Source organism: Streptococcus mitis, from assembly GCF_946190155.1.
GTDB lineage: Bacteria > Bacillota > Bacilli > Lactobacillales > Streptococcaceae > Streptococcus > Streptococcus mitis_CL.
The window spans coordinates 233,591-255,871 of the sequence record NZ_CAMHZL010000001.1; the positions used below are offsets into that span (position 1 = coordinate 233,591).

Here is a 22,281-nt window from a genome sequence, read left to right on the forward strand (position 1 = left end):
AAGTAAATGCTAATCTTCGTCGTTTTACTCCTTGACTAGCAAACTTACCGCCTCAACATGGTGCGTCTGCGGAAACAGATCAACTGGCTGGACTTTCTTCAACTTATATCCCAATTCTTGGTAGAGTTTGATATCACGCGCCATAGTCGCGACATTACATGAGATATAGGCGATGCGGTTAGCTCCTGTTTGGCTACTTGCCTTGATGAAGCTTTCTGTGAGTCCTTTTCTTGGTGGGTCCACTAAGATAAGACTTGGTTGAATCCCATCCTTGAGCCAATTTTTCATAGCATTTTCAGCTGTGTCACAGACATAGTGGGCGTTTGAAATATTGTTCAGTTGAGCATTCTTCTTGCTATTCTCAACCGCTTCTGGAATCACTTCGACACCATAGACTTCCTTGACATGTTTGGCAACAGAGAGGCCAATCGTCCCGATACCAGAATAGGCATCAATGACCACGTCATCTTCTTTTAATTCAGCAAAGTCAATGGCTGTTTGATAAAGTTTTTCAGCCATTTCAGTATTGACTTGGTAAAAAGCGGGTCCAGCGATTTGGTAGTCATTTCCCAACATCTGGTCAGTGATAAAGTCTTGTCCATAAAGCGTGCGCCATTCCTTACCAAAAATAACATTGGTATTTTGTTCGTTGATATTTTGCATAACAGATACAATCTCTGGAAACTGCTTGATGACTTGTTCAATCAATTGCTCCACACGAAAAACTTTGGGACGAGTTGTTACCAAAATAACCATGATTTGTCCTGAGTGGTGACCTCTACGCACCACAAGATTACGAATCAAACCAGCTTGTTCCTTTTCATCATAAGGTTTCAAATCATAACGACGGAGCAAGTCACGTAGACCTACTACTACCTCATCAATCACAGGATCCTGGATAAAGAAATCTTCTAGAGGCATGAGGTCATGGGAATTCTTACGGAAAAATCCAGTTTCCAAAATACCATTTACTCGACGAACAGGCACCTGCGCCTTGTTGCGGTACTTGACTGGATTTTTCATACCAAGCGTTTCAGCAACCTCTACATCTGCAATTCCAGCAATCTTGTATAGACTGTCCTTGACTTGCTTAGTTTTAAACTTGAGCTGTTCTGGGTAAGCAAGGTGACCTAAATCAGCGATTCCTGAACGCAGGTAAGCCAAATCTAGATCTTGATTACGGTGTGGTGACTGGACAAGGTATTCTTCAACTTTACCAAAACCAATCTTTTTATTGACCTTGAGGACACGCATGAGGATTTTTTCACTTGGTAAAGCATTCTCTACAAAAAAGACCAAACCATCTACCTTGGCAACTCCTGCACCTTCATGGGTCAAATCAACAATTTCAACTTCTACAATATCATTTTTCTTTAACATTCTCTTCTCTTTCTATTGGCCGACAAAAAAGACGGCAACGTTACGGTTACCATCTATTATACCATGAAATTTCTTAAGAACCAAAACTCTTAAAAAAGTTGACAATGGCTTGCCAGAGGAAGCTTAAGAAGTTACCGCCGTCCTCTAGTGCCTTATCCGCATCAAAGTTAAGGTTGATATTTTTAAAACTGTCACCAGCTTGTGATACGATACTTTGTTTAAGGTCATTTAGTGTTTTAGTGAAGTCTGCATTGCTGAGGATATCACTCTTTGAGAGATTCAAAGCAAAATTGATGATGATATTGATCTGGTTTCCTGTTATAACCTGATCAAGTTTGTAATTTTTTAAGGTATCTTCAACGATTTTGCGGACATCTTCCTCTGTCAGATTTCCCTTGCTTTCCTTAGCTTTGGCAAGTCCTGACTTGATATCAGTGAGGGCAACGTTTAATTTATTAGCATCATAGCCTGACTTGTCCTTGTTTTCAGCATTGATATCGGACAAAGCCTTCAACTCTTCTTGAGCCAAGTCTTTATTGGCTTGCGGAACCTTTGCACCATTAGCTTCTAGCGAATAGTAAATCCCTGCTAAGGCACTCTCACCTGTAACTGGAATAGGGGCTGCTACAGTGATTTTGGCGTGTTCCACACCCAAAGTTACGGCTGCATTTCGGTACATATCCTGAGTCACCTTAGTGATGTTTTCTGGTGTTTCAATCTTGACCTCAAGTGGCGATTTGTCACCTAGCTTTTGAATCTTGGCTGATGAATACAATTGTAAACTAGAGTCATTGGCCACATTCATAATCTTAGAATAGACATCAGGTGTCATGGTCTTTAGTTCTTTGGTGTCTGTTGAGGCATTGTAGCCTAGTTTTTTAAGGGTTTGATTTTTTTGATCTTCAGACAATGATGAACCTAGGACATATTCAGGTTGGACATAGGTTTCATCGATAACTTTTTGCACATCTGTTGCTGCATGGACGCTATTCATAGCTGTTACTGCCCACAAGACCGCAGCACTAGTCAGAAAGAGTTTCTTTCTCATAGGGAATTCCCTCCTTTACCTTTCTAGAGTAATATATCTATCTTAAAGAAAACTTATAGCAAAAACACCTGGACTAGCCAGATGTCGAAAAGAGAGTGAAAGTTTTGATGATGTAAAGGTTGAGTTGCACCTGTCTAGAATAATAATAGTTTCCTCCATTTACATAGAGTTCAGAACCGTGAAAAATGGAAATGGGGTGAATATAACTATAAGTCTTTCCTGTGGTATTGCCAAGTAAGGGAGCAACAGTCTCATGAGAGTACTGTTTGGCCAGAGCCAAGGTGTTTTCCTTACCATTTTGGGCGATAAAATCGATATAGGCAGGTCCAAAATTATAGGCTTGAACAGCTGTCCAAACATCTACCCCCTTCTTCTGGGCCAGATAGAGATTGTCTGTCAAAGTTTGAACGCCTTGCCGAATGCTAGAGGCATTATCATTGATAGTGTTGGTAGAACCACTTGCAGACTCACTAGACTGCATGACATCGCCTTCTTTTCCTTTCGTTTCGGTATAAATCATAGCGAGCACAAGCTCTTCGTTTGCTGGGGTGTCTTTTTCACTCAAGATTTCTCGCACCATGGGTTGATAGGTCATGACTTGCTTGACATCCTGGTGAACGCGGTAAGATTTATAGCCAGCAAAAAGGAAGACTGCTAGTACAAGCACTCTTCGAATTCGTTTAAACATTATTTACTTTGGATATCCTCGATATTTTTGATTAAGATAGAGTAGGTTCCATTATCATTTTGGATAAACTCAACAGACTCGGCGTCTTGATAGACGTTATTGGGAACGATGAGCTCAATTCCATTTGACAAGGAAAGTTTTTGGTTTTCAAATTTTTTAAGCTGACGACTGGCATCAATTTCATCAAATTGAACAGGCTCTGGTACAGCTTCCTTTACTTGATCAATAAAGCTCAAACGAGCCGTCAGATTATTGTCAAAAAGGTCGTTGGCCAATTTTTCTGGTGACAATTCATTGCTTTCTTCTAGGTTGTTGAAAATGGCTGATTTGACCTTGGATTGAAATTGAAAATCATCTGTGTTAAAAGTTTCAGCAATTCTCTGGGCTGTTTTTTCCAGTTCCTTGATGGATTTCTTAGGTGAAATCTTAGGGGCGACGGCAAGGAGATTGTCTGAAAAATAGTTCAAGAAAGCCCCGTTGTACTTGATTCGTTTTTCAATCAGATGGTACTTGCGACTCTGAAGATTGACCACCAAGGCTTCGTCGGCACCCGTTCCAAATCCAGGCAGGTTATTCTGAGTTAGCTTGATTGGATTATCAACTTCTCCTCCGAGGTGGGTCAAGGTCTCCCGCAGAGCAATTCGTAAGAAAGCGAAATGTTCTACACCTTCTTTAGAAAATTGCACAAAAATCAAGTCATTGGTCTTTAGATTTTCAGAAATACTGAACTCCTCTTTCCAGAGATTAGCCAGTGTTACTGATGTCTCCAACAAATCGTCTGTGATGTGATTGAAGAAGGGATTTTCTTCTTCGAAAATCCCAGTCTTAGCTTCATCTGAATACACACGTTCAATTTTTTTACGCAAGTATTCTTCGATTTTTGGAGTGATATTGAGAAACTTATCCGCTAGGAACAGCTCGGTATCATCCGGACTGAACTGATGGATAATGGCTTTCTTAATATAAATGTCCATAAAAGTATTAGTCCTCGTATAATGGGAAGGCATCTGTCAATTCTTTGACTGCACTTCTCACTTCTTCTAAGACAGCATCATTTTCTGCATTTTTAAGGGTTTTAATGATCAGTTCAGCCACTTTGCGACTTTCTTCTTCACCAAATCCACGTGCAGTAATGGCTGCTGCTCCGATACGAATACCACTTGTCTTGAATGGTGACAAGCTTTCGTAAGGGATTGAGTTTTTATTTAGGGTAATATTGACTTCATCCAGCAAGTTTTGAGCAACTTTTCCGTTTTCTACAACCTTAGTCACATCCACTAGGAAGAGGTGGTTTTCAGTTCCGCCAGAAATAATACGGAAATCAGGGTCTTGCAAGAAGACATCTGCCATAGCCTTGCTGTTTTTGATAACATTAGCAGCATATTCCTTGAAAGCCGGATCTAAGACTTCTTTGAAAGAAACAGCTTTAGCTGCCACAACATGCTCCAAAGGACCACCTTGAATACCAGGGAAAATAGCTGAATTGATTTTCTTGGCAAGTTCTTCGTCATTAGTCAAAATCAAACCACCACGAGGTCCTCGAAGGGTTTTGTGGGTCGTTGTTGTCGTGATGTGAGCGTATGGCACTGGGCTTGGATGTAGACCAGCCGCCACCAAACCAGCAATATGTGCCATATCGACCATGAGCTTCGCACCAACAGCATCCGCAATTTCACGGAATTTTGAAAAGTCGATAATTTGAGAATAGGCTGAAGCACCTGCTACAATCAATTTTGGTTTTACTTCTTGGGCTTGTTTCAAGATAGCATCAAAGTCCAAGAATTCCGTTTCAGGATCCACACTATAAGAAACAAAGTTGTAGGTTTGACCTGAGAAGCTAACAGGAGCACCATGAGTCAAGTGACCACCTGCTGCCAAATCCATTCCCATAACCGTATCGCCAGGCTCAATCAAGGCCATGTAAGCAGCACAGTTGGCTTGGCTTCCTGAGTGAGGTTGGACATTGGCGAATTTAGCACCGAAAATTTCTTTTGCACGTTCAATGGCTAGAGTTTCTACTACGTCTACTACATCTGTTCCACCATAATAACGGCGTCCTGGGTAGCCTTCGGCGTATTTATTCGTCAAGATAGACCCTTGAGCTGCCATGACAGCCTTGGAAACTACGTTTTCCGAAGCAATCAATTCAATGTTGTTTTGTTGGCGTTCCTCTTCTTTGGCAATAGCATTCCAGAGTTCAGCATCGTATGCTTTAAAATCATCTTTGTCAAAAATCATAGGTCTTCTCCTTTATTGTGTGACAGGTCCTTTAGTCTAAGAAAATAAACTAAAAGATGCGAATAAACCGTTTCTGCACTTTATCACAAGTATAACCAACTTTTTCATAAAATGCATGAGCACCCAGACGATGATCGGCAGAGTTTAAGCGGATAAACCCATAGCCGCGTCTTTTTGCTTCTTGATCCAACCCTTGCAATAAGCTTTTACCAATACCTTGCCCTTGCGCTTGAGGTGAAACTGCTAAGGCTAAAATATTAAATCCTGCTTTAGAATAAAGTGATTCATAGACCTCAGCGTGGACATATCCAAGCAAGGCATGACTAGCTTCATCCTCATAGCCAAGAAGGAAATGATGGGAATCCTGATCCAGTCTAGCTAGTTGACTAGCTGTCTCCTCTTGACTAAAAGAATAACCCAACGCCTCTTGGTTGATATCACAAATAGCTTTCACATCGGTTTCTTGCAAATCTCTTAGCATCTCATTCCTCCTCAAAAGAAATCTCTGGCAAATGAGCAAGAATATCTTCTCGCTTAATTGCCCCTTGGCGTAAGATTTTCACCTTGTCTCCAGACAAGTCCAAAATAGTTGAATCCTGTCCAGTTAGAAAAGCATCGTCTTCCAGCCCCAAAACCTCTTGGTCAAAATCCTCTAGAATTTGATTAAAGGTCACTCCACTTTCCTGACCTGAAATATTGGCAGACGGCCCAATCAAGGGTCCTGTCTCTCGAATCAAATCAAGGGTAATGGGATGACTAGGCATCCGAAATCCAACAGTTGCAAGACCAGAATTGACCCAATAGGGAACTCGGTCATTAGCTTCAAGGATAATGGTCAAGGGACCTGGTAAAAAGATCTCGACAAGTTTGGGTAGATAAGCTGGCTGATTCTTTGAAAAGTGCAAAATATCTTCTAGAGAGGCGATATTTAGGTTAAGCGCCTTGTCTCTAGGTCGACGTTTGAGTTGGTAAACATGATCAACTGCTTTTTCGTCTAAAGCCTTGGCAAAGAGACCGTAAACTGTCTCTGTAGGTAGAACGACAGCTCTACCATTTTCCAACTCTTGTTTAATCCTGTCCATCATCAACCACGACCATCCTATCTTGACTAAACTGATCCTTGAGCGTTCGTACTCGTTTTTCAGGAAGCTGTTTCCTAAAGAGTTCGGGAACACTTTGACCTTGCTTGTATCCAATTTCAAGGTAAATCTTACCACCATCTTTGAGATAGTCTTTTGCATCTTCCGCAATTCTACGGTAAATAGCTAGACCATCCTCGTCTGCAAAAAGAGCTAGATGAGGTTCCGAATGCAAGACATTCAAGCCAACCTCTGACTCATCTTCACGAGAGATATAGGGTGGATTGGATACAATTATATCATATTTTTCAGAAATTTCTGCAAAACAATCAGATTTTTTGAAAAATATATTAAGTTTTTGATTTTTAGCATTCTCGGACGCAAGGTTAAGAGCCTCTTGGGAAATATCTGCTGCCGTCACCGACCAAGCTGATCTGTTTTTTGCTAATGCAAGGGCAATGGCTCCACTACCTGTTCCGATATCCAGAACTGAAAAATTCGTCTCAGGATTTTCAGCCAGGATAAGCTCCACCAACTCCTCTGTTTCTGGACGAGGGATCAATACTCGCTCATCAACTTTTAACTGCATTCCATAAAAATCTGCCTGACCAATGATGTACTGTGCCGGTTTATGAGTTGCTAACTGTTGGAAAATTTCTTTTACAAATACTTCTTCCTCTTCCGTCACTTCCTGCTGGAGGGCAAAAACGAAATCTGTAAAAGATAGATTTTTCAGGCTACGATAGACAAAAGAGAGGCTTTCAGCTTCCTCTCCTTGTCTTATCAACTCTTCTTCAAAATCTGAAAATAATTGAGCTAATTTCATTATTTGTTTAATTCTTCTAATTTTTGTGTTTGGTCATAGAGCACCAAGGCATCCACAACTTCGTCCAATTTACCAGACAAAATCGTATCTAGTTTTTGGAGGGTTAATCCAATACGGTGGTCTGTGACACGGTTTTGTGGGAAGTTATAAGTTCGGATCCGTTCTGAACGGTCACCAGTACCAATCGTTGACTTACGCTCAGCGTCTTGTTCATCTTGTGCAATCTGAGCAAAGTGGTCAGCAACACGCGCACGAATGATTTTCATTGCCTTCTCACGGTTCTTCTGCTGGGTACGTTCTTCCTGCATCTCAACCTTGATATTGGTTGGCAAGTGAACGATACGAACGGCAGTCGCAACCTTATTGACGTTCTGTCCACCAGCACCAGAGGCGTGATAGATGTCAACACGAAGATCTTTTGGATCAATATCGTATTCTACTTCTTCGACTTCAGGCATGACAAGAACTGTAGCAGTTGATGTATGGACACGACCTTGGCTTTCTGTCACAGGGACACGTTGAACACGGTGAGCACCTGATTCGTACTTGAGTTTAGAGTAAACAGATTGACCTGAAACCATGGCAACCACTTCTTTGAAACCACCGACACCATTCATAGAAGCCTCCATGACTTCAAAGCGCCAGCCTTGGGCTTCCGCATACTTTTGGTACATGGTTAGGAGGTCACCAGCGAAAAGTGCTGCTTCGTCTCCGCCAGCTGCTCCACGAATTTCTAAGATGATGTTCTTGTCATCATTCGGATCTTTAGGAAGGAGCAAGATTTTCAGTTTTTCTTCGTATTCTTCTTTTTCAGCCTTGGCATCTTTGAGTTCTTGCTTGGCCATTTCTTCCAAGTCAGCATCTCCACCTGATTCCTTAATCATTTCTTCAGCGTCAACGATGTTTTGAAGGACTTGTTTGTATTCTCGGTAAGCTGTCACTGTATCACGGCTTGAAGCCTCTTCTTTTGAGAGCTCCATGAAACGCTTTGTGTCCGAAACGACATCCGGGTCACTAAGCAATTCTCCTAATTCTTCATAACGGTCTTCTACAGCTTGTAGTTGATCATAGATGTTCATTTTTCTTCATTCTCCTTATTGATTTCAGGGGCAAAATAATGTTTACGGCAAACTGAGATATAGGTTTCATTACCACCAATCTGGATCTGTTCTCCATCATAAACAGGCAATCCATCCTGTGTACGCAAGACCATAGTCGCCTTTTTCTTACAATACTGACAGATGGTCTTAATCTCATCAATCTTGTCTGCTAAAAGCAAGAGATATTTTGAACCTTCGAACAATTCATTGCGAAAGTCATTTTTTAAACCAAAAGCCATGACAGGTATGTCTAACTCATCAACAACACGAGCTAGGTCGTAAACATGGTGACGCTTGAGAAACTGGGCCTCATCTACCAGCACACAGTAAGGTTTTTCTGATAGGTCTCGGATATACCCGAAGATATCCGTCGTTTCCTCAATCGCAATGGCAGGGCGTTTCATGCCAATACGACTCGACACATAGCCAACACCGTCACGCGTATCCAGAGCCGAGGTCATAATCACAACACCTTTTCCTTGCTCCTCATAGTTATAGGCCACCTTGAGAATCTCGATTGTCTTTCCAGAGTTCATGGTCCCATAACGATAATACAACTGTGCCATGTTTCTTGCTTCACGTCCATTTCTAAATTTTTGCTACATTCTAGTATATCATAATTTTCTTAAGCTTTAAACGGCAAAATGTGGTAAAATAGAAGAAATCAAAAACTAGTGGAGGAAGCTATTATGCCATTTGTACGCATCGATTTATTTGAAGGACGCACGCTCGAGCAAAAGAAGGCTCTTGCTAAGGAAGTAACGGAAGCTGTTGTCCGTAACACTGGAGCACCTCAATCTGCTGTCCATGTCATCATCAACGACATGCCAGAAGGAACTTACTTCCCTCAAGGTGAAATGCGCACCAAATAAGCTAGCTTAAGCAGAATTGCTTAGGCTTTTTCAATCTCCAAGTAGCATTCATTGAAGAAATAGCCTAAATTTGTTACAATTTGAAAGGATACTTGGAAAAATTTCCAAGAAAAGAGCTATTAATTAAAGGAAATATTATGATTACACGTGAATTTGATACCATCGCTGCTATCTCTACTCCACTAGGTGAAGGGGCTATTGGTATTGTCCGACTGAGCGGGACAGACAGTTTTGCTATTGCGCAAAAAATTTTTAAAGGAAAAGACTTGAATCAGGTTGCTAGCCACACTCTCAACTACGGTCACATTATTGATCCTCAGACAGGAAAAGTCATGGACGAGGTTATGGTTGGGGCTATGAAGTCTCCAAAGACCTTCACTCGTGAGGATATCATCGAGATTAACACTCACGGTGGGATTGCAGTCACTAATGAAATATTACAACTAGCGATTCGTGAAGGGGCTCGATTGGCTGAACCTGGTGAATTTACTAAACGTGCCTTCCTAAATGGACGTGTTGACTTGACTCAGGCTGAAGCCGTTATGGACATCATCCGTGCTAAGACAGACAAGGCTATGAACATTGCAGTTAAACAATTAGACGGCTCCCTTTCTGACCTGATTAACAATACCCGTCAAGAAATCCTTAACACACTTGCCCAAGTTGAAGTTAATATCGACTATCCTGAGTATGACGATGTTGAAGAAGCCACTACTGCTGTGGTCCGAGAAAAGACAATGGAGTTTGAACAATTACTAACTAATCTCCTTAGAACAGCCCGTCGCGGTAAAATCCTTCGTGAAGGAATTTCCACAGCCATCATCGGACGCCCCAACGTTGGAAAATCAAGCCTTCTCAACAACCTCTTACGTGAGGACAAGGCTATCGTTACAGACATTGCTGGTACCACGCGAGATGTCATCGAAGAATACGTCAACATCAACGGTGTACCACTTAAGTTGATTGATACAGCTGGAATCCGTGAAACAGATGACATCGTTGAACAAATTGGAGTTGAGCGTTCGAAAAAAGCCCTCAAGGAAGCTGACTTGGTTCTACTAGTGCTAAATGCCAGTGAACCACTAACCGCCCAAGACCGCCAACTCTTAGAAATCAGTCAGGATACTAACCGCATTATTCTACTTAATAAAACCGACCTGCCTGAGGCCATCGAAACCGAGGAACTTCCAGAAGATGTCATCCGCATTTCAGTCCTTAAAAACCAAAACATTGATAAGATAGAAGAGAGAATCAACAACCTCTTCTTTGAAAATGCTGGTTTGGTTGAGCAAGATGCTACTTACTTGTCTAACGCTCGTCACATTTCCTTAATTGAAAAGGCTGTTGAAAGCCTACAAGCTGTTAATGAAGGTCTTAAACTGGGGATGCCTGTTGATTTGCTTCAAGTCGATTTGACACGTACTTGGGAAATTCTAGGTGAAATCACAGGTGATGCTGCTCCTGATGAACTCATTACCCAACTCTTTAGCCAATTCTGTTTAGGAAAATAAGAAAAATCCATGATCCTTCATTCGGTCATGGATTTTATTGTAATTATTAGTAATCTGGTCTTAAAACACCTGTTACAGTTGCCTTAGTTGCTTCGTAGTCGCCATCTACGACAACCTTGATAATGCGTTTGGCATCTTCTTCTGGTGCTGGAACTAGAGGTAGACGAGTCGGTCCAGCTTCAAATCCCATATAGTTAAGAACGGCCTTAACTGGAGCAGGACTTGGATAAGAGAAGAGGGCATTAACCTTAGGAATGAACTTACGTTGAATAGCTGCGGCTTTCTTCATATCGCTTTCTGCAATGGCAGTAAACATCTCGTGCATCTCATCTCCATTTGTATGAGAGGCAACAGAAATAACCCCATCCGCACCAAGGTTCATGGCATGAAAAGCATCTCCATCTTCACCCGTATAAATCAAGAACTCTTCTGGCTTGTGCTCAATCAAGTAAGCCATATTAGCCAAGCTGGTACATTCTTTGACACCGATGATATTTGGATGGTCAGCCAAACGAAGCATGGTTTCTGGAGTTAATTCCACTACTACACGCCCTGGAATGTTATAGATGATAATAGGTAAGTCAGAAGCATCTGCAATCGCTTTAAAGTGCTGATACATGCCTTCTTGTGAAGGTTTGTTGTAGTATGGTACGATAGCAAGTCCAGCAGCGAAGCCACCAAAGTCTGCTACTTCTTTGACAAACTCGATCGAGTCTCGGGTATCATTGGTACCTACACCCGCAATCAAAGGAACGCGTCCATTGACAATCTTTTGTACAGCTGCAAAGAGTTCCAACTCTTCATCGTGAGTCAAAGTTGGACTCTCAGCAGTTGTTCCAGCTAGGAGAATGCCGTCTGTGTGATGGGCCAATAAATGCTCAATCAAGGCTGGAATAGCATCAAAGTTGATGGAACCATCCTCATGGAAAGGGGTAATAAAGGCTGTGATGATTTTACACTCTTTTAAATCTTGATAAGACATGAGAAACACCTCTCTATTTCAAAGAAGGAGTTCATCTGAACTCCTAAACGATATGACTATTTTAATTCAAATTTCAACTCAGCTGTTGGACGAACCAAGCCACGTTCGTGAAGCGTTTCTGCGATCTGAACTGAGTTCCAGGCAGCACCTTTGAGAAGGTTATCTGAAACAACCCACATATGGATTCCTTTTTCAGCATCCAAGTCTTTACGGATACGACCGACAAAGGTATCACGTGAGCCAACAGCGTTGATAGCTTGAGGATAGATTTGATGAGCTACATCATCTTCAAGAACAGCACCTGGGAAAGCTGAAATAGCTGCTTTCACTTCTTCGATTGGAGCCACTTCTTTTGTTTCGATATAAACTGACTCAGAGTGAGCTGACAAGACTGGAATACGAACACATGTTGCAGACACTGCGATGCTATCATCTTCCATGATTTTCTTAGTTTCCTTAGTCATCTTCATCTCTTCATAAGTGTAATCATTGTCAGTAAAGACATCGATTTGTGGAAGAGCGTTAAAGGCGATAGGATAGTGTTTCTTGTCACCGCCTGAAGGTAAGATTTCCGCATGCAAATCACGTGGCTTCACTCCATCATTTAAAACTTCACGAAGTTCACGTTGTGTCTCAAGAATTGCTCCCATACCAGCACCTGAAACGGCTTGGTAAGTTGAAACAATGATACGGTTCAAGCCCCATTTTTGACGAACTGGCTCAAGAGCAACCATCATTTGGATAGTTGAACAGTTAGGGCAGGCAATGATACCATTGTGAGCATCAAGTGCGTGAGCATTGACCTCTGGAACAACCAAAGGAACATCTGGATTTTGACGGAAGTAAGATGTATTATCTACTACTACCGCTCCAGCTTTAACTGCGTATGGTGCATATTTAGCTGATGTAGAACCACCTGCTGAAAAGAGAGCAATATCAACTCCTTCAAAAGCTGTTTCAGTCGTTTCTTCAATCGTAATAGCTTGGTCTTTAAATTTCAAAGTCTTGCCTGCTGAACGTGCAGAAGCAAGTAAACGAATTTTATCGATTGGAAGTGTTGATTCTTCCAACATTTTTATCATCTGAGCTCCGACAGCACCTGTCGCGCCGACTACAGCAACTGTATATCCCATAAATAACCTCTTTCGGAATTTTCTAAAAATTTCTATAATAGATGTATTATACTACTTTTTCCATGAATTGCAAAGCTTTTTCATCATTTTTTGGAAAATAAAAATCCCCAGTCGCTAGACTAGGGACTAAGAGGCATCTTCATGTGATGAGCAGGTTCACACAACTCATCAAGGTCCGCTCCTGCGTTATGACCTCCTTATGCTCAATAGTAGTCCGAAGACTACCTATCGACTCATCGCATCTTCTATTCTACTAAAGAGAATCACTTTTGTCAACAGACGAAACTCTTTATATTCTTCGAAAATCTCTTCAAACTTCGTCAGCGTCGCCTTACCGTATGTATGGTTACTGACTTCGTCAGTTTCATCTACAACCTCAAAAACATGTTTTGAGCTGACTTCGTCAGTCTTATCTACAACCTCAAAACAGTGTTTTAAGCAACCTGCGGCTAGCTTCCTAGTTTGCTCTTTGGTTTTCATTGAGTATTAGTTTCATTTACACAGATGAATAGAAATATCTTTGAAACATTTGATGCAGACATAACAAAAACCCTTGTAAATCAAGGGCTTTTCTGTCTATTTCATGCTAATTGCCGGGATTGAACCGGCGACCTCATCCTTACCATGGATGCGCTCTGCCAACTGAGCTAAATCAGCTTACTTAAGAAGTATACTATAGTTAGAAAAACTTGTCAAGTTTCCTTAGATATTTTCCATAATAAAAAGCCAGATCAGAGTTGCCTAGCTTATCTTCTTCTATTTGCTTAAATCGATTCGACGACCAATTTTACCGATAATAATCGCTCCAACAATTAATGAGGCAAATTCACCAATTCCTGTTGTAAACCAAGTAAGGAAAAATGGTAATTGCGCTACGATATTCAACTCGGCAGCGATGGTGAACATGGAAATTGAAAATAGGATTGAAAAGAAGAAATGATCTTTTCGAATCAATCCATTAAAGAGGTAATCTTTACTGTATTTTGCAAAAAGCCAAACACCTAGACTAAGGAATACTAAGGTTGATCCACCACCAACAAAAACATCTAGGAGTCCGAAGCTAAAGAAATTAGCAATCATACAACCGATGGTAACTCCGATGATGTACTTAGGATTGTAAAAAGCCATAAAGTTCATCATTTCTGAAATGCGGAACTGATAAGCACCGTAGCTAATGGCATTTAGGGGCGGTGTGACAGTCAAAACGACATAGATAGCAGCAACGATTGCAATATCTGCAACATCACGAATAGTTAATTTTTTCATCTTTTCTCCTTTGGCGGTTTCCCGCGTGTAATATGCTTGGTGAAAGAAGCTAAGCACCAAGGGTTGATTCAATCAACCTTACTAGTATAGCACAATAGACTGCTTTATGCTATACTAAAAATATGAAAAAACGTATTCAAAGTCTCTTGAAAAATGAGCTTTTACTCTATCTCTTTTTTGGTATAGCTACTACTCTTATAGCTATCCTATCCAGATTAGTCATTTATCAACTAACTCATAGAGAACTCCTTGCTACTGGACTCGCAAATAGTATCGGTATTCTGTTTGCATTTATTACAAATGATACAATTGTATTCAAGCAAGCTAGGCAAAATTGGCCAAGCCGTTTAGTTAAATTTACTCTAGCACGTCTTTCTACTTTTCTTTTAGACTTGTTTTTAACTTTTCTCTTTGTAACTCAGTTTCCTAATATTATCGGGCAATTTGTAAATAATAATATTAATAAGGTAAATAGTATTGAAACAGTTATTGCACAATTCTTGATAATTATCCTCAATTACATTTTTAGTAAGGTATTTATTTTTAAAAAATAAGAAAAATTTTAAACATATAGCTTGCAAGAACTTCTTAATTAATATATAATTAAGTGTAAAAATTTTTTGAAAGGAAATTATGAAAATGTTAAAAGATCTTAAAGCATTTTTGCTTCGCGGTAATGTTGTTGACCTTGCTGTCGGTGTGATCATTGCCTCTGCTTTTGGTGCAATCGTTACATCACTTGTTAACGATATCATCACTCCACTTATTTTGAATCCAGCCTTGGAAGCTGCGAAAGTACAAAACATCGCTGAGCTTGCTTGGAATGGTGTTACATATGGTAAATTCTTGAGTGCTGTTATCAACTTCCTAGTTATCGGTACTGTTCTCTTCTTCGTTATTAAAGGTATTGAAAAAGCTCAAAGCCTTACTAAGAAAGAAGAAGCTGCTGAGGAAGCTCCAGCTGGTCCAACTGAGTTGGAAGTACTTCAAGAAATCAAAGCTCTTCTTGAGAAAAAATAATCAATTAAAAGGATCTAGCACAAAGCTAAATCCTTTTTTCTTTACTCTTTTGGTAACTTACCTGCTTTTTCAAGCATTCTCTTGATAAGATAAGGCATCTTAACATTTTCACGACCTTTTTTCTCAATCAATTTTTTCACAAATTCAGGCATTTGTAAATCTTGAGATTCAGCCAAGATATTTTTAGTCTCATCTGAAGGAACTAACTCATCAAAGGTTTCTTCTTCTGGGAGAAATTCCTTAAATTCTTGATGTTCATTGGCTCTGACTGTACTAATCAAGGCATCAATCAAACGAGAATCTGTATTTGGCATTGGTGGACGATGATAGTTCACCCCCAATTCTTGACACAAGTCATAACATTCCACATCGTTGTCAAACAAGACTTCAATATGCTCGCTGATGAAGCTGATAGGAACAAAAATATAATGGTCTGGATGTTCTTTCTGCTCTCTAAGATACTCCAAGACATCTGGCTTAATCCATGGAATCCCGATATCACTTTCACTTTGCCAAGTGTTAGTATATTGCTCAGAACTCAAACCTAGTTTTTCAGCGACTAGCTTGCTATTTTCAAAAATTTGATCGATATAAGGATCACCAAAATCCAAGGCAAAAATGGGGACACTGTGGGCTGAAAAAATGACTTTAAAGCTATCCTGCTTTACTTCTTCTTTTAAAATCTTAGCAATTTCATCTGCCCAATAGTTTAAGAGCGCTTCTTCTTGATACCAATCCTTAATAACTAAAAATCGAATTTGTTTGCTTTCTAAAAATTTCTCATAGCCCATGACAGAGTAAAAAGAATAATGAGGCTCTAAAATCAAGCAAATACACTGTTCAATACCGTCTGCTTCCATCTGACCAATCACATCTGGAATAAAGGGTCTAGAAAACTTATTAGCAAAATAAACACTGTATTCATTACCCAGCCTGCCTTCTACCAAGGCAACCTCTTCTCGAGTAATTTTTTGCAGAGGCGTCCCTCCAATTAGTACATAATTATCGTAGAGAGTTTGAATTTCGTGGTCTTGAGGTCTCACTCCACGACGAATATTTGTGAAAAAATCAGCCACACCTTCAAAGGTAATCTCTTCTGGCGAACCGAAAGTCATCATTAAAATTGCTTTTTTCATAATCGCTTCCTTGTGATATTTTTATCAAGTTTATTTTATCATTAATTCGTTGATAAGTAAACGCCAACATAGCGAATTTCCCTAACTTCAGTATTTTGTTTTTCTCTCTTTTCTATGATACAATGGAAAAAATGAATTCAAAAGGAGTTTTTTATGACTTATCCCAATCTCTTGGACCGCTTCTTAACCTACGTTAAGATCAACACGCGCTCTGACGAACACTCTACTACTACTCCAAGTACGCAGAGTCAGGTTAATTTCGCGACAAATGTTCTTATCCCCGAAATGAAACGTGTTGGACTTCAGAATGTTTACTATTTACCAAACGGCTTTGCCATTGGAACCCTACCATCTAATGATCCATCTTTAACACGTAAGATAGGCTTTATTTCACACATGGATACTGCTGATTTTAATGCCGAAGGAGTCAATCCACAGGTAATTGAAAACTACGATGGTGGTGTGATTGAACTTGGAAATTCTGGTTTCAAACTCGATCCAGCTGACTTTAAGAGTCTTGAAAAATATCCAGGACAAACGCTCATCACAACAGACGGTACAACCTTGCTAGGCGCAGATGACAAGTCTGGTATTGCTGAAATCATGACAGCAATTGAATACTTGAATGACCATCCAGAAATTAAGCATTGTGAGATTCGTGTTGGATTTGGACCTGATGAAGAAATTGGTGTTGGTGCCAATAAATTTGATGCAGAAGATTTTGATGTAGATTTTGCCTATACTGTAGATGGCGGACCACTAGGTGAACTTCAGTACGAGACTTTCTCAGCAGCTGGTGCTGAATTGCATTTCCAAGGACGCAATGTCCACCCTGGTACTGCCAAAGGGCAAATGGTCAACGCCCTTCAGCTAGCAATTGATTTTCACAATCAACTTCCAGAGAATGACCGACCTGAGTTAACAGAAGGTTACCAGGGTTTCTACCATCTAATGGATGTGACAGGTAGTGTCGAAGAGGCGCGTGCAAGCTACATCATTCGTGATTTTGAAAAAGATGCCTTTGAAGCGCGTAAAGCAACTATGCAGTCTATCACTGATAAGATGAATCAAGAACTTGGTAGCAACCGTGTCACTCTCAACTTGACAGACCAGTACTACAATATGAAAGAAGTCATTGAAAAAGATATGACTCCAATTACCATTGCCAAAGCAGTTATGGAAGATTTGGGGATTACTCCAATAATCGAACCAATCCGTGGAGGGACAGACGGCTCTAAGATTTCCTTTATGGGAATCCCAACTCCCAATATCTTTGCAGGAGGAGAAAATATGCACGGACGTTTTGAATACGTCAGCCTTCAGACCATGGAACGTGCAGTTGATACCATCATTGGTATCGTAGCTTATAAAGACTAAAAAGACGAGGTAGCTCAGCTACTTCGCCTTTCTTTTTATTATGCTGGTTTTTCTTGATTTTCAGTACTTGTTGTAGATTCTTTTGTTTCCTTTTCTGAAGCTGATTCAGCTGATTTAGAATCTGTTGTGTTGCTTGGTTTGTTTTCGTCGCTGGCAATTTCACTGTTAGATTCTGCAGTTGCTGATGTTTCAGTTTCGGGACTTGTCTTATCACCATTTGCCTCAGCATTTGTTGCTGGAGTTGCTTCTTCACTCGCACTTGATTTTGACTTGATTTCTTGATTCAAGACTAGGATAGCTTTTGTCAATTCAAGTAAAGCAGCTTTATCTTTACTCTTAGCAGAAAGTTGATCTAGTAATGCATCCACCTTATCAAAGTCTTCATCAGAACCCTTATTGTTTTCTAAATAAGCATGAAGCGACATAAGAATATCGTAGAGTTTTTGATAGAGAACAAGCGTCTGAGGATCTTGCTCAGCATTTTCCTTCTCTTGTTGAAGAGCGCTAGCGATACGAGTCAAGACATCTTTCACCTGACTGTTTACTTCATCCAAGTCTGCATCAGCCTTGTTTGTAGCAACTTTAAGATTTTCTACTTCTTCTGCCAAGGATTGTCTGATTCCTTCTTCTTGGATTTGTTCCAAGAGTTGAATTGCCTTGCTCAAAAGACTTTCTACTTCTTCCTTGCTGACATGACTGACATGCTCTTCAGGCATAAAGTCTCCGTACAATTCTTTCAAGAACCCATAAATAGCTGTCTTAGCAGTTTGGTTATCTACTTTTTCAGTATCTAGAACTGTCTTAGTCGATTTAGCAGTAGTTGGTTGAGCTTTCAAAGCTTCTTCCACTTCTTGTTTTGCCTGATAGATGCTTGGGAATAATTTGTTCAATTCTGCTGCCTTAAGGAAGGATTGAGATTGATACAAGGTCCAAGTCAACTGAGCCACTTTATTACGAAGTTCATCACTCAAACGACCGTCATTTACATGTTCGTAGAAATACTTGATGTATTCTACAGTTGTAACACCTGTTCGATCATTAAAGTCTTGAAGAGCTTGAAGTTGTGATTCAACCGCTGCTAAAGCAGCCTCATCTTTAGCCAATTTAGCTTCTTGGAGTCGAACGAGAAGGTCTTTCTTAGGAAGTCCATAAGAATCTGTATCTAGTGTATTGATTTTATCAATCAAGGCTTGATATTTCTTATCTAAAGCACTTGTTTCAACAGGTTTGACACTCTCATCAATATGGATATATTGCTTATCAAAGAGATCCAGTGTTGCAAGATAACCTGCTGTAGAGTTAGTTGCCAGTTTCTTCATGTTTTCAGTAAACTGACCTAAGGCTAACTCAATCTGTCTTTGTTCGATAGGCTTGTCTTTGTAGATGCTTCTGCTATCAGCTAAAAGTTGATCTACTTTTTCCAAGACTGCCTTCTCATCAAAAGCTCCAGGTTGATAGTTGGATTGGAGAGCTGGAATTTTGTTTTTCAAAGCTACTTCATAGCCCTTAGTTTGAACCTTGATGTAGTGATTGTGGTCGCCATGAGGAATCACAAAACTACCATTTTCTACCTGCAAGCTATAAGGAGACACACCATCTCGCAAAGCAGTGGTATAGAGTTCATTTAGGAAATCAAGCTCTGGATTGCCAGTTTGTAGCGGAAGACGCACATGTTCCTTACGAACAGCATATGGGTGGATATGAGTTGGATCGTAGGCTTGGTCTGGATTTCCAAAAACAAAGAATCCGTTTGAAATTCTTATCGCTTCAAGTGGAACTCCGTATGTTTTAGAAATATAAGCAATCTTTTCTTCATCGCTAGCATCTCTTGAGAAAGACTCTACCGTTTTAGCAAGAGGTTTTACAGGTTCTGCATCATGATGTGTCTTCAAATGATCCTGAGATGCCTTAATTTGCTCCGCTGTCAAGTCCTTCTTGAAGAAATAATGATTATGGTCACCGTGACTCATGACAAATCCTTGTTCATCCTCACTGATGACACGATTAGCATCAAAACCGTGATCATGGTCTTCATCATGATGGTGTCCATGATTATCGTTATCGTGTTCATCATCATGGGCTGGGCTTGGTGTTACTGGCGTTTTACCTCTCAAATGATTCTGTGCGGCCTTGATTTGTTCTGGTGTTAGGTCCTTCTTAAAGAAGTAATGATTATGGTCACCGTGAGTCATGACAAATCCTGCCGCATCTTCACTGATGACACGATTGGCATCAAAACTGTGATCATGGTCTTCATCATGTTTGTGGTCATGATTATGGTTATCGTGTTCATCATCATGGGCTGGACTCGGTGTTACTGGCGTCTTACCTTTCAAATGATCTTGGGCGGTCTTAATTTGCTCTGCTGTCAAATCTTTCTTAAAGAAGTAATGATTATGATCGCCGTGTGACATGACAAAGCCTTGCTCATCCTCACTGATGACACGATTAGCATCAAAACCGTGATCATGGTCTTCATCATGATGAGCGTCATGTCCATGTTCTTCATGCTTAGGGGCCTGACTTCCATGGTCACCGTCTTTCTCATGATGATGGTTTTGCTGAGTAGGTTTTTCTGCTGGTTTGCTTGGATTCTCCAATAGTGTTGGTTTTATACTGTCACTAGCCAAAGGAATCATTCTCGCAATCTTTTCTTCTAATGCAGAAAGCTTTGTATAGGGAATGAAATGATAGTGATTTCCATGAGGAATCGCTACACCACTCGGTGTCCTGCTTAAAATCTTAGCAGGATCAAAAGTCAAACCATCCGATTCAGCATATCGTTGAGTACTTGGAAGAGCATAGAGCTGCTGTAATAGACTTTGAAGACTCTCGGCTTTATTACTTGGTATTTCAGCCTGTTGAATAGGCTTGGTAGTTTGACCAGTCCCATTTGTACTTGGACGATAGTCAGTCACACTAGGCTGATTTCTAGTTCCAGAGAGGTAAGCTTGTGCTGCAGCCAATTCACTAGCAGACAAGGAACTCTTTGGAATGTAGTGGTAATGTCCTCCGTGAGGGACGATATAAGCATCACCAGTATCCTCTATAATATCAGATGCATTAAAGATGTAGCCATCATCAGTAGTATAGCGACCTTGAGATTGAGCAAGCGCCACTGCACTATTAGATGTTGGTGCATCGTGAGTATGACCTTGTTTTTGGCGTTCAATTTCGTCCTTCGAACGAACGTTATCCGCATGTGCCACATCCTTAAGGTAAACATAATACTTACCATCTACCTTGATAATGTAACCACCTTTGACTTCGTTGACAATATCAGCGTCTTTAAGTTGATAATTGGCATCTTTCATCAAAAGTTCTTCACTGAAAATCGCATCAAAAGGAACTTTCCCATTATAATAATGGAAATGATCACCGTGTGAAGTCACATAACCTTGATCAGTGATTTTCACAACAATCTGTTCAGCCTGGATATCTTCTTTTTTGCTGACTTGATCTGGTGTTTGTGTCTCTGTTTTTTGAGTGTCTTGTTTCCCATCGACATAAGATACACGATTCGTATCTTTATTCTCTCCTGTCTGATGTTGATTCAATGCATAAATACAAAGACTTAAAGAAAGGACGACAGCTGCACCAGCAGCAAGTTTCTTCTTATTTATTTTCATAATCTCCTCATTTCAATTCTTCTGCTAAAATACTCATATTGTCTTCTAGGTTTTCTAGGTAAGTCTTGTCATTTTGTGGGTCTGCCTCTAAAGGATTCAGAGTTTTAAGACCTACACCTGTTGATTTGACAAGAGTTTCAGCTACTTTTGAAGAAGCGTTACTTTCTGTAAAAATTGTTTTAACCTTATAGGTTTTTACAAATTCCTGAATTTCTGTTAGTTGTCTTGGACTTGGTTCTTGTTCTGGAGAGATACCTGCAATACCAAGTTGATTGAGTCCAAATCGCTTAGCTAGATAAGAAAAGGCTGTATGTTGTGTTACAAAGGTTTTCTGAGTCGCTTTTTCAAATTTGGGCTGGAATTTCTTAGTCAATTCTTGAGCTTTTTTGATAAAGGCTTGCGCATTTTTTTGATAAGTTTCTTTGTGTTCACTATCCACCTCTGAAAGTTTATCAGCTATAATTTGGGCTTCTTCGCCAGCTTTTTCAGGATCTAGCCAAGTGTGAGGGTCATAAAGCGTTTTTTCATCAACTCCATCACCTGCTTCCACATCTTCTAGACCAGGGACACGATCCAATGTCATTCCTTCTGAAGCTTCTAAAACTTTAACTTTGGATTTTTTTAGATTGGGATCCAGACTTCCTGCCCAAGATTCAAGTGTATGCGAATGGTAGACAAATACATCTGCATCATAGATGGCTGCGATATCATTTGCTGAAGGTTCAAAGGAGTGAATTCCGCTACTTGACTGAATCATTCGAACATCATTCAAGTCACCAGATACTTCCTTGACCATGGCATAGATAGGATAAAAACTGGTCACGATTTTCATCCCTTTACCTGACTGGCTTTCCTTTTGACCACAAGCAGCTAATACCAGAGCCAAGACACTGGTCATCAATACTAAAATCGTCCTCTTTTTCACTATAACTCCTTAACTAGTGTTTAACCATTTAATTAACTAGTAAATAGTTTATCTTTATTTAGAAAATATGT

At 40.2% G+C, this 22,281-nt stretch carries 22 protein-coding genes, 1 tRNA gene and 1 riboswitch; of the genes, 5 read left to right on the forward strand and 18 right to left on the reverse strand.

The genetic code is table 11. The features are described 5' to 3' along the window. Window positions 1–24 precede the first annotated feature (24 nt). The 10 genes from rlmD to N8O80_RS01135 form a co-directional block, all read right to left on the reverse strand. Window positions 25–1,380 carry a 23S rRNA (uracil(1939)-C(5))-methyltransferase RlmD gene (gene rlmD / locus N8O80_RS01090; RefSeq protein WP_261026408.1) on the reverse strand — a complete coding sequence of 452 codons (1,356 nt, stop codon included), beginning with the start codon at window positions 1,378–1,380 and terminating at the stop codon, window positions 25–27. Between the two features lie 73 nt (window positions 1,381–1,453). Then, window positions 1,454–2,428 (reverse strand): DUF1002 domain-containing protein, encoded by a 975-nt coding sequence (locus N8O80_RS01095; protein ID WP_261026411.1) that lies wholly within the window; start codon window positions 2,426–2,428, stop codon window positions 1,454–1,456. Window positions 2,429–2,501: 73 nt separating this feature from the next. After that, complete coding sequence (gene pmp23, locus N8O80_RS01100) at window positions 2,502–3,116, reverse strand: cell wall hydrolase Pmp23 (RefSeq protein ID WP_261026414.1); 615 nt, start codon at window positions 3,114–3,116, stop codon at window positions 2,502–2,504. Further along, complete coding sequence (locus N8O80_RS01105; RefSeq protein WP_000356100.1) at window positions 3,116–4,090, reverse strand: nucleoid-associated protein; 975 nt, start codon at window positions 4,088–4,090, stop codon at window positions 3,116–3,118. Before N8O80_RS01105 ends, pmp23 begins: the two co-directional genes overlap by 1 nt. Window positions 4,091–4,097: 7 nt before the next feature. Beyond that, window positions 4,098–5,354 (reverse strand): serine hydroxymethyltransferase, encoded by a 1,257-nt coding sequence (gene glyA / locus N8O80_RS01110; protein ID WP_261026417.1) that lies wholly within the window; start codon window positions 5,352–5,354, stop codon window positions 4,098–4,100. A 49-nt stretch (window positions 5,355–5,403) separates the two neighbouring features. Next, window positions 5,404–5,835, reverse strand: coding sequence for a GNAT family N-acetyltransferase (locus tag N8O80_RS01115; RefSeq protein WP_140224216.1), 432 nt, complete (start codon window positions 5,833–5,835; stop codon window positions 5,404–5,406). Window position 5,836: 1 nt separating this feature from the next. Continuing rightward, on the reverse strand, window positions 5,837–6,439 hold the full coding sequence (locus tag N8O80_RS01120; RefSeq protein WP_261026423.1) for an L-threonylcarbamoyladenylate synthase: 603 nt from the start codon (window positions 6,437–6,439) through the stop codon (window positions 5,837–5,839). After that, on the reverse strand, window positions 6,423–7,259 hold the full coding sequence (prmC, locus tag N8O80_RS01125) for a peptide chain release factor N(5)-glutamine methyltransferase (RefSeq protein WP_261026426.1): 837 nt from the start codon (window positions 7,257–7,259) through the stop codon (window positions 6,423–6,425). The genes N8O80_RS01120 and prmC overlap by 17 nt, the downstream gene beginning before the upstream one ends. Next, entirely contained in the window at window positions 7,259–8,338 is a 1,080-nt protein-coding gene (gene prfA, locus N8O80_RS01130; protein ID WP_001028807.1) for a peptide chain release factor 1, read from the reverse strand. Before prfA ends, prmC begins: the two co-directional genes overlap by 1 nt. Continuing rightward, window positions 8,335–8,925, reverse strand: a complete 591-nt coding sequence (locus tag N8O80_RS01135; protein ID WP_020902848.1) for a thymidine kinase — start codon at window positions 8,923–8,925, stop codon at window positions 8,335–8,337. The genes prfA and N8O80_RS01135 overlap by 4 nt, the downstream gene beginning before the upstream one ends. 123 nt (window positions 8,926–9,048) lie before the next feature. On the opposite strand from N8O80_RS01135, the gene N8O80_RS01140 reads away from it, so the two are divergent. Continuing rightward, window positions 9,049–9,231 (forward strand): 4-oxalocrotonate tautomerase, encoded by a 183-nt coding sequence (locus N8O80_RS01140; protein WP_001117401.1) that lies wholly within the window; start codon window positions 9,049–9,051, stop codon window positions 9,229–9,231. Window positions 9,232–9,368: 137 nt separating this feature from the next. Continuing rightward, window positions 9,369–10,742 (forward strand): tRNA uridine-5-carboxymethylaminomethyl(34) synthesis GTPase MnmE, encoded by a 1,374-nt coding sequence (mnmE, locus tag N8O80_RS01145; protein WP_261026429.1) that lies wholly within the window; start codon window positions 9,369–9,371, stop codon window positions 10,740–10,742. Between the two features lie 46 nt (window positions 10,743–10,788). Here the strand turns inward: mnmE and dapA are convergent, their stop codons facing one another. The 5 genes from dapA to N8O80_RS01170 all read right to left on the reverse strand — a co-directional run bounded on the left by dapA (window position 10,789) and on the right by N8O80_RS01170 (window position 14,123). Beyond that, complete coding sequence (gene dapA / locus N8O80_RS01150; protein ID WP_000121600.1) at window positions 10,789–11,724, reverse strand: 4-hydroxy-tetrahydrodipicolinate synthase; 936 nt, start codon at window positions 11,722–11,724, stop codon at window positions 10,789–10,791. 56 nt (window positions 11,725–11,780) lie between these two features. Continuing rightward, on the reverse strand, window positions 11,781–12,857 hold the full coding sequence (locus N8O80_RS01155) for an aspartate-semialdehyde dehydrogenase (protein ID WP_261026431.1): 1,077 nt from the start codon (window positions 12,855–12,857) through the stop codon (window positions 11,781–11,783). Window positions 12,858–13,082: 225 nt separating this feature from the next. Further along, window positions 13,083–13,337: a hypothetical protein gene (locus N8O80_RS01160; RefSeq protein WP_261026434.1), complete on the reverse strand. Its 255-nt coding sequence runs from the start codon at window positions 13,335–13,337 to the stop codon at window positions 13,083–13,085. A 104-nt stretch (window positions 13,338–13,441) separates the two neighbouring features. Next, window positions 13,442–13,514 (reverse strand) — tRNA-Thr (locus N8O80_RS01165). Window positions 13,515–13,613: 99 nt separating this feature from the next. Beyond that, entirely contained in the window at window positions 13,614–14,123 is a 510-nt protein-coding gene (locus N8O80_RS01170) for a QueT transporter family protein (protein WP_033681817.1), read from the reverse strand. Then, window positions 14,121–14,217: riboswitch (PreQ1 riboswitch) on the reverse strand. It overlaps the preceding gene by 3 nt. A gap of 28 nt (window positions 14,218–14,245) precedes the next feature. Here N8O80_RS01170 and N8O80_RS01175 point away from each other — a divergent pair. Continuing rightward, the gene (locus N8O80_RS01175; RefSeq protein WP_261026438.1) at window positions 14,246–14,677 is read left to right on the forward strand and encodes a GtrA family protein; all 432 of its coding nucleotides are present in this window, start codon (window positions 14,246–14,248) and stop codon (window positions 14,675–14,677) included. 85 nt (window positions 14,678–14,762) lie between these two features. Beyond that, entirely contained in the window at window positions 14,763–15,143 is a 381-nt protein-coding gene (gene mscL, locus N8O80_RS01180) for a large conductance mechanosensitive channel protein MscL (protein WP_000910203.1), read from the forward strand. Between the two features lie 41 nt (window positions 15,144–15,184). On the opposite strand, the gene hemH is transcribed toward mscL, so the two are convergent. Continuing rightward, window positions 15,185–16,279, reverse strand: a complete 1,095-nt coding sequence (gene hemH, locus N8O80_RS01185) for a ferrochelatase (RefSeq protein ID WP_261026441.1) — start codon at window positions 16,277–16,279, stop codon at window positions 15,185–15,187. Between the two features lie 153 nt (window positions 16,280–16,432). Here hemH and pepT point away from each other — a divergent pair, with 153 nt between their 5' ends. After that, window positions 16,433–17,656, forward strand: a complete 1,224-nt coding sequence (gene pepT, locus N8O80_RS01190) for a peptidase T (RefSeq protein WP_261026443.1) — start codon at window positions 16,433–16,435, stop codon at window positions 17,654–17,656. 38 nt (window positions 17,657–17,694) lie between these two features. On the opposite strand, the gene N8O80_RS01195 is transcribed toward pepT, so the two are convergent. Next, window positions 17,695–21,285, reverse strand: a complete 3,591-nt coding sequence (locus N8O80_RS01195) for a pneumococcal-type histidine triad protein (protein ID WP_261026445.1) — start codon at window positions 21,283–21,285, stop codon at window positions 17,695–17,697. Window positions 21,286–21,292: 7 nt separating this feature from the next. Further along, window positions 21,293–22,183 carry a zinc-binding lipoprotein AdcAII gene (adcAII, locus tag N8O80_RS01200; protein ID WP_398584270.1) on the reverse strand — a complete coding sequence of 297 codons (891 nt, stop codon included), beginning with the start codon at window positions 22,181–22,183 and terminating at the stop codon, window positions 21,293–21,295. Window positions 22,184–22,281 lie beyond the last annotated feature (98 nt).

What these genes read in the sequence shown, in the direction of transcription:
- mscL (WP_000910203.1), top strand. Translation starts at nt 14,763, where the DNA reads ATGTTAAAAGATCTTAAAGCATTTTTGCTTCGCGGTAATGTTGTTGAC.
- dapA (WP_000121600.1), bottom strand. Translation starts at nt 11,724, where the DNA reads ATGTCTTATCAAGATTTAAAAGAGTGTAAAATCATCACAGCCTTTATT.
- hemH (WP_261026441.1), bottom strand. Translation starts at nt 16,279, where the DNA reads ATGAAAAAAGCAATTTTAATGATGACTTTCGGTTCGCCAGAAGAGATT.
- N8O80_RS01140 (WP_001117401.1), top strand. Translation starts at nt 9,049, where the DNA reads ATGCCATTTGTACGCATCGATTTATTTGAAGGACGCACGCTCGAGCAA.
- mnmE (WP_261026429.1), top strand. Translation starts at nt 9,369, where the DNA reads ATGATTACACGTGAATTTGATACCATCGCTGCTATCTCTACTCCACTA.
- N8O80_RS01095 (WP_261026411.1), bottom strand. Translation starts at nt 2,428, where the DNA reads ATGAGAAAGAAACTCTTTCTGACTAGTGCTGCGGTCTTGTGGGCAGTA.
- adcAII (WP_398584270.1), bottom strand. Translation starts at nt 22,183, where the DNA reads ATGACCAGTGTCTTGGCTCTGGTATTAGCTGCTTGTGGTCAAAAGGAA.
- prfA (WP_001028807.1), bottom strand. Translation starts at nt 8,338, where the DNA reads ATGAACATCTATGATCAACTACAAGCTGTAGAAGACCGTTATGAAGAA.
- N8O80_RS01120 (WP_261026423.1), bottom strand. Translation starts at nt 6,439, where the DNA reads ATGATGGACAGGATTAAACAAGAGTTGGAAAATGGTAGAGCTGTCGTT.
- N8O80_RS01160 (WP_261026434.1), bottom strand. Translation starts at nt 13,337, where the DNA reads ATGAAAACCAAAGAGCAAACTAGGAAGCTAGCCGCAGGTTGCTTAAAA.
- N8O80_RS01105 (WP_000356100.1), bottom strand. Translation starts at nt 4,090, where the DNA reads ATGGACATTTATATTAAGAAAGCCATTATCCATCAGTTCAGTCCGGAT.
- N8O80_RS01135 (WP_020902848.1), bottom strand. Translation starts at nt 8,925, where the DNA reads ATGGCACAGTTGTATTATCGTTATGGGACCATGAACTCTGGAAAGACA.
- pmp23 (WP_261026414.1), bottom strand. Translation starts at nt 3,116, where the DNA reads ATGTTTAAACGAATTCGAAGAGTGCTTGTACTAGCAGTCTTCCTTTTT.
- N8O80_RS01170 (WP_033681817.1), bottom strand. Translation starts at nt 14,123, where the DNA reads ATGAAAAAATTAACTATTCGTGATGTTGCAGATATTGCAATCGTTGCT.
- pepT (WP_261026443.1), top strand. Translation starts at nt 16,433, where the DNA reads ATGACTTATCCCAATCTCTTGGACCGCTTCTTAACCTACGTTAAGATC.
- N8O80_RS01195 (WP_261026445.1), bottom strand. Translation starts at nt 21,285, where the DNA reads ATGAAAATAAATAAGAAGAAACTTGCTGCTGGTGCAGCTGTCGTCCTT.
- rlmD (WP_261026408.1), bottom strand. Translation starts at nt 1,380, where the DNA reads ATGTTAAAGAAAAATGATATTGTAGAAGTTGAAATTGTTGATTTGACC.
- prmC (WP_261026426.1), bottom strand. Translation starts at nt 7,259, where the DNA reads ATGAAATTAGCTCAATTATTTTCAGATTTTGAAGAAGAGTTGATAAGA.
- N8O80_RS01155 (WP_261026431.1), bottom strand. Translation starts at nt 12,857, where the DNA reads ATGGGATATACAGTTGCTGTAGTCGGCGCGACAGGTGCTGTCGGAGCT.
- glyA (WP_261026417.1), bottom strand. Translation starts at nt 5,354, where the DNA reads ATGATTTTTGACAAAGATGATTTTAAAGCATACGATGCTGAACTCTGG.
- N8O80_RS01175 (WP_261026438.1), top strand. Translation starts at nt 14,246, where the DNA reads ATGAAAAAACGTATTCAAAGTCTCTTGAAAAATGAGCTTTTACTCTAT.
- N8O80_RS01115 (WP_140224216.1), bottom strand. Translation starts at nt 5,835, where the DNA reads ATGCTAAGAGATTTGCAAGAAACCGATGTGAAAGCTATTTGTGATATC.